This is a genomic window from Bacteroides caecigallinarum, from assembly GCF_021530995.1.
GTDB classification, from domain to species: Bacteria; Bacteroidota; Bacteroidia; order Bacteroidales; family Bacteroidaceae; genus Phocaeicola; species Phocaeicola faecigallinarum.
Map to the genome: position 1 here is coordinate 1 of NZ_JADYTF010000145.1, position 7619 is coordinate 7619.

4 protein-coding genes are annotated in these 7619 nt (G+C 34.6%); all 4 read right to left on the reverse strand.

What is annotated here, in order from left to right; translation table 11 throughout:
* Positions 1 to 2672 (reverse strand): S1 family peptidase (locus I6E24_RS14750; protein WP_235329322.1); only part of this gene is annotated, 2672 nt, incomplete at its 3' end.
* Positions 2673 to 2676: 4 nt separating this feature from the next.
* On the reverse strand, positions 2677 to 3822 hold the full coding sequence (locus I6E24_RS14755) for an MBL fold metallo-hydrolase (protein WP_235329324.1): 1146 nt from the start codon (positions 3820 to 3822) through the stop codon (positions 2677 to 2679).
* A gap of 15 nt (positions 3823 to 3837) precedes the next feature.
* Positions 3838 to 5118: an ATP-binding protein gene (locus I6E24_RS14760; RefSeq protein ID WP_235329326.1), complete on the reverse strand. Its 1281-nt coding sequence runs from the start codon at positions 5116 to 5118 to the stop codon at positions 3838 to 3840.
* Positions 5119 to 5953: 835 nt separating this feature from the next.
* On the reverse strand, positions 5954 to 7619 hold a 1666-nt coding region (locus I6E24_RS14765), incomplete at its 5' end, for a glycoside hydrolase family 97 protein (protein ID WP_235329328.1).

A 7619-nucleotide genomic window follows, 5' to 3' on the forward strand; every position in this document is an offset into this window, starting at 1 on the left:
TCTATATCAACACCATTAGTGTCTCTGAATACAAATGTTTCAGGAATAGGATTATAACTTACAAGCAATTTCTTTAGAATCTCTGCATGTATAGGCTTATCTATAAGTACATTTAGGATAATCTTCAAATTTTTACCCAAAAATGAAAAATTATTGTGTAACAAAACTTGTTCAACATGCTTTAAACAATCTTTAAAAGCCTCATTGTAACCAATATTGTGTAATCCGGTTTCTTGTTCTTCATATAGGGCCATCACATTTATTAATAGCATCACTGCATTCTCATCCCACGTCTGGTTAAAATTTTTAAGGTATCTGTCTATGTTTATCCGTTTGCCAGCTCTTACTTGAATGGAAAGTTGATATGCAATAATTATATTTCGGATTGACATAATTATAGTATCAAAAGATTCATCATTATCTGACTTCAAATGATTAAGTGTATGATTAAGATAGCGAATTATATCGTTGGGATTCTCTACACCAGCCAATATATTTTCAACTATCAAAAAGCCTTTTACAACAACTATATACGGATCAATACCTTTTTCTGATGTATCCCTAAGTGCTTTTCTGATTGCTGCATCAATTGAGTTAGACAGATTGAATGCCTGCTCGTTATAGCCTAATTCTAGCATAAGTCGAAGATATATCATAGCATTCTGAAGATTAACCAACAATACATTATCTCTTACAATATACTTTAATGCTACATCAGGCTTTCCTTGTAATATATTCAAATCAACGAATGCGTTCACATTATCAACCATTATTGAATCACATCGGTTCTCAATACGTTGGGCAAGTAACATCAATCTTATTACCTCTACAGCCAAACCACGATCTACAGCTACAGACAGACATTCTCTGATATCATGCATTATCAAATCGGGCGACACATCGTGCAAGGCACAATTGTCCGCCCACTGTTGGTTACACATTGTCAACCCTTTTATAGCATCACTGCCATTCACAACATGATGCAAAATATTTTCTATAGAATATGTCAGATTCTTATTTGTTTCACAATATTTAGCAATCTGATCATTAGTATAAGTTATTATGGATGCCAATTTATTTGTAACGAAAAGTCTGAATGAACTATGATATATTTCGTAATTATTTTCATCTTTATCTTTTAGTAAATGACTAAACTCCCTTGTTGATGACTTGAATTCATAAGGATTGGGTTCTCTCATCATGGCTATTAATTGATTTTCCTCTATGGAACCACGAATTTGTGATAGTAATGCCAATACCTCAAAAACACAGCCTTTGGGGTTAGCCTTTTTCCATATTGCTTCATAATAGGAACGTATATCACCATCTATTGTCGGCAAACCCTCGACCCATTCATTTAACCGTTCTTCCCTTGTTTTTTCATTAAAAGTTTCTGCAATATAACGGCATAAATAATTCATATACAGAGGATGTCCCTCTGTTTTATTGGCAACTGCCTGTATAAATGAATAAGGTTTCTCCCATTCACCACTATTATCATGTATATAAGATTCACATGCTGCCATGTTTAGGGGTGTTACTTCTATTTTACTTTCTGTAGATAGCTTTCTAACAATATTGGCTGGAAGTATTTCTTCAGTAATACATGATAATACAATCTTAATATTGCTAGGCAAATTCTCTGGCAACAAAGACAGGATATCATCTACACGATTACTTTCATCCGTTGCTAGTTCGTCTAATCCATCAATAATAATGACCCCTTCCTTTCCTTCGCCAGAAAGATCATCATTCATATATTTGAACCAATCAGGTATTTTCTTTCGTTTTTCTTCAAGTGTAAGTTTTTCTATATCAATACCTAATTTGGTAATAAAAATGGTCTCGATCCAATCTACAAAGAAACTTTCAGAACATCTAATAGCACGGCTCATTTCGTCATTGGGTACTTTAAAAAAGAACCTACCTACAATTTCCAACTTTTTATTTTCTGGCTCAAAACCAGCAACAGCAGTTGTCTTACCGCAGCCTGGAGAACCATATAGTAAAATCCAATGACTATTATCCGCTACAAGAACAGATTCAAGTAGTTCAAAAACAGAATAGTTAGGACTGGCTGTTTCAACATCTTTTGCGATTGAATTAGGCATTGTGTCTATTCTAACGTCTTGTTCTATCTCAACATCAGTCAATTTCATTCTAATTTTTTCTACGCTAACAATAGACAATTGATTTCCCTCCTGTTCTATAACAACTCCGACCACCTTATTATCAAGTAGAATTGGCGCTCCGGACATTCCTTGATAGTCATATGAATCTTCAACATCGTTAGCATATAGTCCGTAGTCTGCTACAGAATTAAATATCTTTTGTGATATTATTCCGCGAAGTCTTAGACCACTATTACTTGACTTATCTGGATACCCAAAAGATGCAAATTCTTCACCTATTCTGTTATGATGAGCTTGCAACTTATAATAACCCTTAGAAGTACGTCCCATCACTTTCAATACTGAAACATCAATATCATCGTAGTTATTTACTACCTTAAATCGCAAATCACCATCTTGGATATCCTTTATAATATTATTACCATCTTCATTGAACGAAGAGACAGTATGGTATGCTGTTAATAAAAGATCTGGAGCTACATAGAATGCGGTTCCAATTTCTTTATCACAAATAATTTGAACTATAAGCGTTTCATTCATATCATTAAAGTGTTATCGTTATACCATCATCATCTGGGCATATTATCTCAAAATTATTGTCTTTATGATATTCTTGTTTCATTAATTCTTTACTAACGGTCAGATTATAGTTAAAATATAATTTAGGTGCATTATTATTTTCATTAGTTATAATGTGAGCTAATGTTGGTAAATCGGGGTGATCATACTTATCACCATTAGTTGAAATAAGCCAGTTATCGCAAGTTATAATTTCCAACAGTTTGGGAGAGTTATTGTTAAAGCTTCCATGATGTGACAATTTTACCGCATCAAATCTGAAAGGAGCATTCTTCTCACCATATAGTGTTATTAATGATTCAACTATAGTCTCAGCATGAGCGTCTCCCAAAAATAATATTCTTTTGCCTTCAACCTCTAATACGAATGCTATAGAACTTCCGTTTGTTGCAGAATCATCAGGTACATATGCCTCTTCTTTTATTTTAATCAAATCGTAGCTTTTAGATACTTTCTTTTTGTGAAAATGAAAACCAGGTTTTTCTTTGCTCAGGCAAAACTCAAAAGCATCGTCCCAATATTCATTGCTGTGCGCTTTTGACAACAGTCCATCTTTAATTAATCTTTTCTTCCAAAAAAGCTCAACATTACTAATGTCATCATTATTGGGAGAAAGAATATGAATAGTAGCATCCCCTAACGAATACGAAATTAACCCCTTCATAGTATTACCTTTAGTTGGGCTGTTCCATAAAAGTCCTTTTCTAGCAATAAGTGTTGACAATGTACAACCTTGCTTAGCACTAATTGACTTAGGATTTATCACATTTGTTTCTTTACATATATTTTTATGGGCAAATATTTCATCTTCTTCAGAAACTATTGCTACCGACTGAACATGCTTATATCCATTGTACCATATTTCTTTTATGGAAATTGGAAATACATCTTCTTCAAGTAGCTTAATAATTCCTGAAATATGGTCTTCATCTATATGGGTAACCACAACCACATCAACCGTCCCACCATTATTTGCAATTTCTACAAGTTTTGGTAAAAGGTAATTATTATAGGTGTTAACATATCCACCATCTATTAAAATATAATGAGATGCCACATATTCAACAAGGATACAATCACCATTTAATGCAGGAAATACATTAATTCTCATATCACTATAATTAAATTAATCCAATGACATTCCCTCTATAAGAAAGTCTTTCAAACTAAGAATCCTAATACCATTTTCGCTGTATCCAGATAAATATCTGTCTGCCACAATTATTATTTTGCGAAATCCATCTTTAATGTGTAATAGCGAGGCCTGTTCCTGCTCCACCTTTTCTCTATCGGGCAAGGCATAGGCTGACTGAACATATATTCTCTCTGACCCACGGTTGCACACAAAATCTACTTCAAGTTGCTTCCTCTGGCTATTACCTTCAGCATCTTTTGTGTTGTGTATCACAACTCCTACGTCCACAGTGTATCCTTGAAGACAAAGTTCATTATACACCATATTTTCCATCAAATGAGTCTTCTCTACTTGACGAAAGCCAATGCGTGCATTCCTGAGCCCCAAATCTTCAAAATAGTATTTCTGAGGTGTATCAATATACTTTCGTCCCTTTACATCATATCGTACCGCTTTTCTAATCAAAAACGATTCCTCCAGCATCTCCAAATACTGCTTGATAGTATTCTTTCCAACTCCTATACCTTTAACTGTTTTAAACGTATTCTCTATCTTCGTTGGGTTTGTAAGTCCCCCTATGCCGGAAGCAACGACGTCAATTAGTTCTCCCATTACATCACTGCCTCTTATGTGGTAGCGTTCCTTGATATCCGTCAGGTATGTCTTCTCGAATAGACCTTTCAAATATGCTTCCTTTTCCTTTACATCAGGTTGTAGGCAAACCATGGGTAAACCTCCGTATGTCATATATTGATCCAAAGCTTCCTCAAAAGTCATTTCGGGATGAGCATCGACAAACTCACTCATTGATAAAGGTGTAATATGAATTTCATGACCACGGCCACGGAACTCCGTAATCACATCCTTCGACAGAAACCGTGAATTACTTCCAGTCACATATATATCCACATTCTTAATGCTTAGGTATGAGTTCAGCACATCCTCAAACTCTGGTACCAACTGCACCTCGTCCAACATCACATAGTACCATTTCTCTTGTGGAACATCACCGAAAGCCTTATATTCGATAATTTGGGAGTCAATCCACTCCAACAAAGCATCTGGATCTCTTAATTTTTTATTTCTCCGATTCTCTAGATCCAGCATAATTATATGACTCTCATTCACGCCACCATCAAGTAAGTGTTGTCTGAATAGATTCATCAGAAGGTACGACTTGCCACACCTTCTGATGCCAGTCACGACTTTAATCATTCCATTATGCTTGCTCTTAATGAGCCTTTCAAGATGAATATTACGCTTTATCTCCATATTATATATACCATAATGTCATACTTGCGTATTTACGCATTTTTGTTCTACAAAAGTAGGTATTTTATTTTATTTAGACAAACTATGATCCCTCTAAAATAGGGTAAGTTTAGTAAGCATATTAAGAGTTCTAGGTAAATGAGAAAATCAGCGCAGTTGCTTACCACTTAAAAATAAATAACAACATATTTGATCAGATAACGACCTTTCTATCCAGTCTGGTTTTCCAACTATTTCTTCACGTAAGACTATCCCTCTTGTTTCTCGAGTTTTAAATGTATTGCCTACCAAAAAAAGAAAAGTTTCTGTCTCTTTTGGCAAGCAAAATAGTTTGGTTTAGAACTTTGATAGATATACAATAAACAAGACTAAACTTATATCTATAAGAGGCGGCGAAAGAAAAGAGGTATAAAAAGCAAATACGTCGATTCAAAACATGAGGGACACGAGGGACAAAGGAGATTTAATAGACTCCTTAATCGCGTTTTTCAAACATGAAATTGTATTAGTGTTTTCTTTGCAGATTGTCTCCATTTTTTTGTCCCTCGTTTGTCCCCCAGCATAAAAAATTGCTAAAATCATATTTGATTATCAACATGTTATGAGTTTATAACATATATTGCATCGGCAAGTAACTATCTGATTATCAATGAGCTAGATTGATTATAATCGATTAATATGGCGCTCTTTACGGGGCGCCTTTTTTGTTGCTCTGCATCGGAAATAAGACCTGAGAAACGACAGTCGTATTTTTTTAATAAGATAGTTGAATATATACAACATAGGGTGTGCATAATGAGACACACCCTATGATTATACAATAATTATCTATAAATTATTTATTTATTAAAATACAAGCTCCACCTCCACAAGCTAATGACACTGTAATCTCATCATTCTTCCTTACTTTTACGTTTCTACTTTTCATTACCTCTCTGTTTGTCAAATAATGTACTCCATCACCATCTTCGATTATCATAGTTTCATATTCGGCATTGGTATCAGGCAAGAAATCTAATTTGACAGTTATTTGTCTATCTGTCTCATTAGTGGCTGCTCCAATTAAATATGCATCATCTGTTTCTCTCATCATTACAACATATTCTCCAATCTTTCCATCCAGTGTTTTACTTTCAATCCATGGCATTTTCTGAGATGAGATAAATTTGAGAAGTTCCGGATATTTATTATAAAATTCCGGTATATCAGGGATTATTGTAGCTCCGGAGAATACTATTAACGTTCGAGCTGCTTCAGAGACGACAGTTGAAGGCACAGGAGTATTTTCATCTATTCTGGTTGTTGGTCCCTGCCTCAAATCGAACATTCCATTATTCATATCTATCGGTCCAGCAATCATGTTGACAAAAACAGAAGTCACAAATGTTTTTGGATAAAATATCTTATGTCCATCCAATTGTGCCTGACAGTACTCACGTGTTAATGCATTAGGCCATGTTCTCATCTGTCCATAAGGATGAACAGGACCATCATGAAAATCAACATAAAGTCTGTTCTCTGCACATAACTTTGTAATCATCTGTGTTCTTATATTTTTTTCATCCCAATTCCCCTCCATAAAACCATACTTGATACCAACTGCTCCCCATTCTGAATAGTTTTTGAGAGTTTCTTCTATAGGATATTCACGTCCTCCAACATCATTAAGATATAACCATATTCCAACTCCTTTATCTTTGGCATAAGATATTAATTTCTTTACATCATTGGCTTTATCACCATTGATAGGATCTGAGTCAGATTCAAATTCAGGTCCATACCAATTTGCATCAAGAACAAGATACTTCATACCATTCTTCTGTGCAAAATCTACCATACGTACCCAAGACTCATAATTCATACCATACGTAAAATCATCTATTATGGCTCCATTTATTCTCCAATCCCATAACGAAACACTAGGCTTAACCCAAGATTTGAAATCGTATTTATCGTCAGGATCTGGATTAAGAAGTTCCAAAATATGCGAATCTACTATATCTCCAATCTTAGGCGCACACATTATTGTTTTCCATGAAGATACATAACCTGAGTGTATATTGGATGGCTTTGATAAGACAGAAAAAAGAGTACTTCCCTTTTCTGATCCAAGCATCAAAGGTTCTCCACTAATTAAATCTGCCTCGTGAATAGCCATATAACAACTATCATCAACACATATTGTCATTACTGGATAACGTACTGCATCTGTTTCGGACAATTTCTCTGGACCTAGATTGTGATTCTCAAAATTATAAAACCAGGCAGTGTAATCACCAGAAAAATTAAATGATGTTATCTCTTTTTCTACTTCACCTTTACAGTTCAGGTTATCAGGTACAATATATCTAAAGGCTACCCCGTCGTTATATGCTCTAACAACCAAATCAATATTTTTAATTTCCGATTGTTCATTTTTTAGATGGAATGTTGTTTGGTTGTAAACATTATCTACCACCCTTCTCTTTCCCCAGACAGGATACCATTTGTCTGATATAGAT

Bases quoted from the DNA above. Each gene is read 5' to 3' on its own strand.
- I6E24_RS14755 (WP_235329324.1), bottom strand. From the start codon at position 3,822: ATGAGAATTAATGTATTTCCTGCATTAAATGGTGATTGTATCCTTGTT.
- I6E24_RS14760 (WP_235329326.1), bottom strand. From the start codon at position 5,118: ATGGAGATAAAGCGTAATATTCATCTTGAAAGGCTCATTAAGAGCAAG.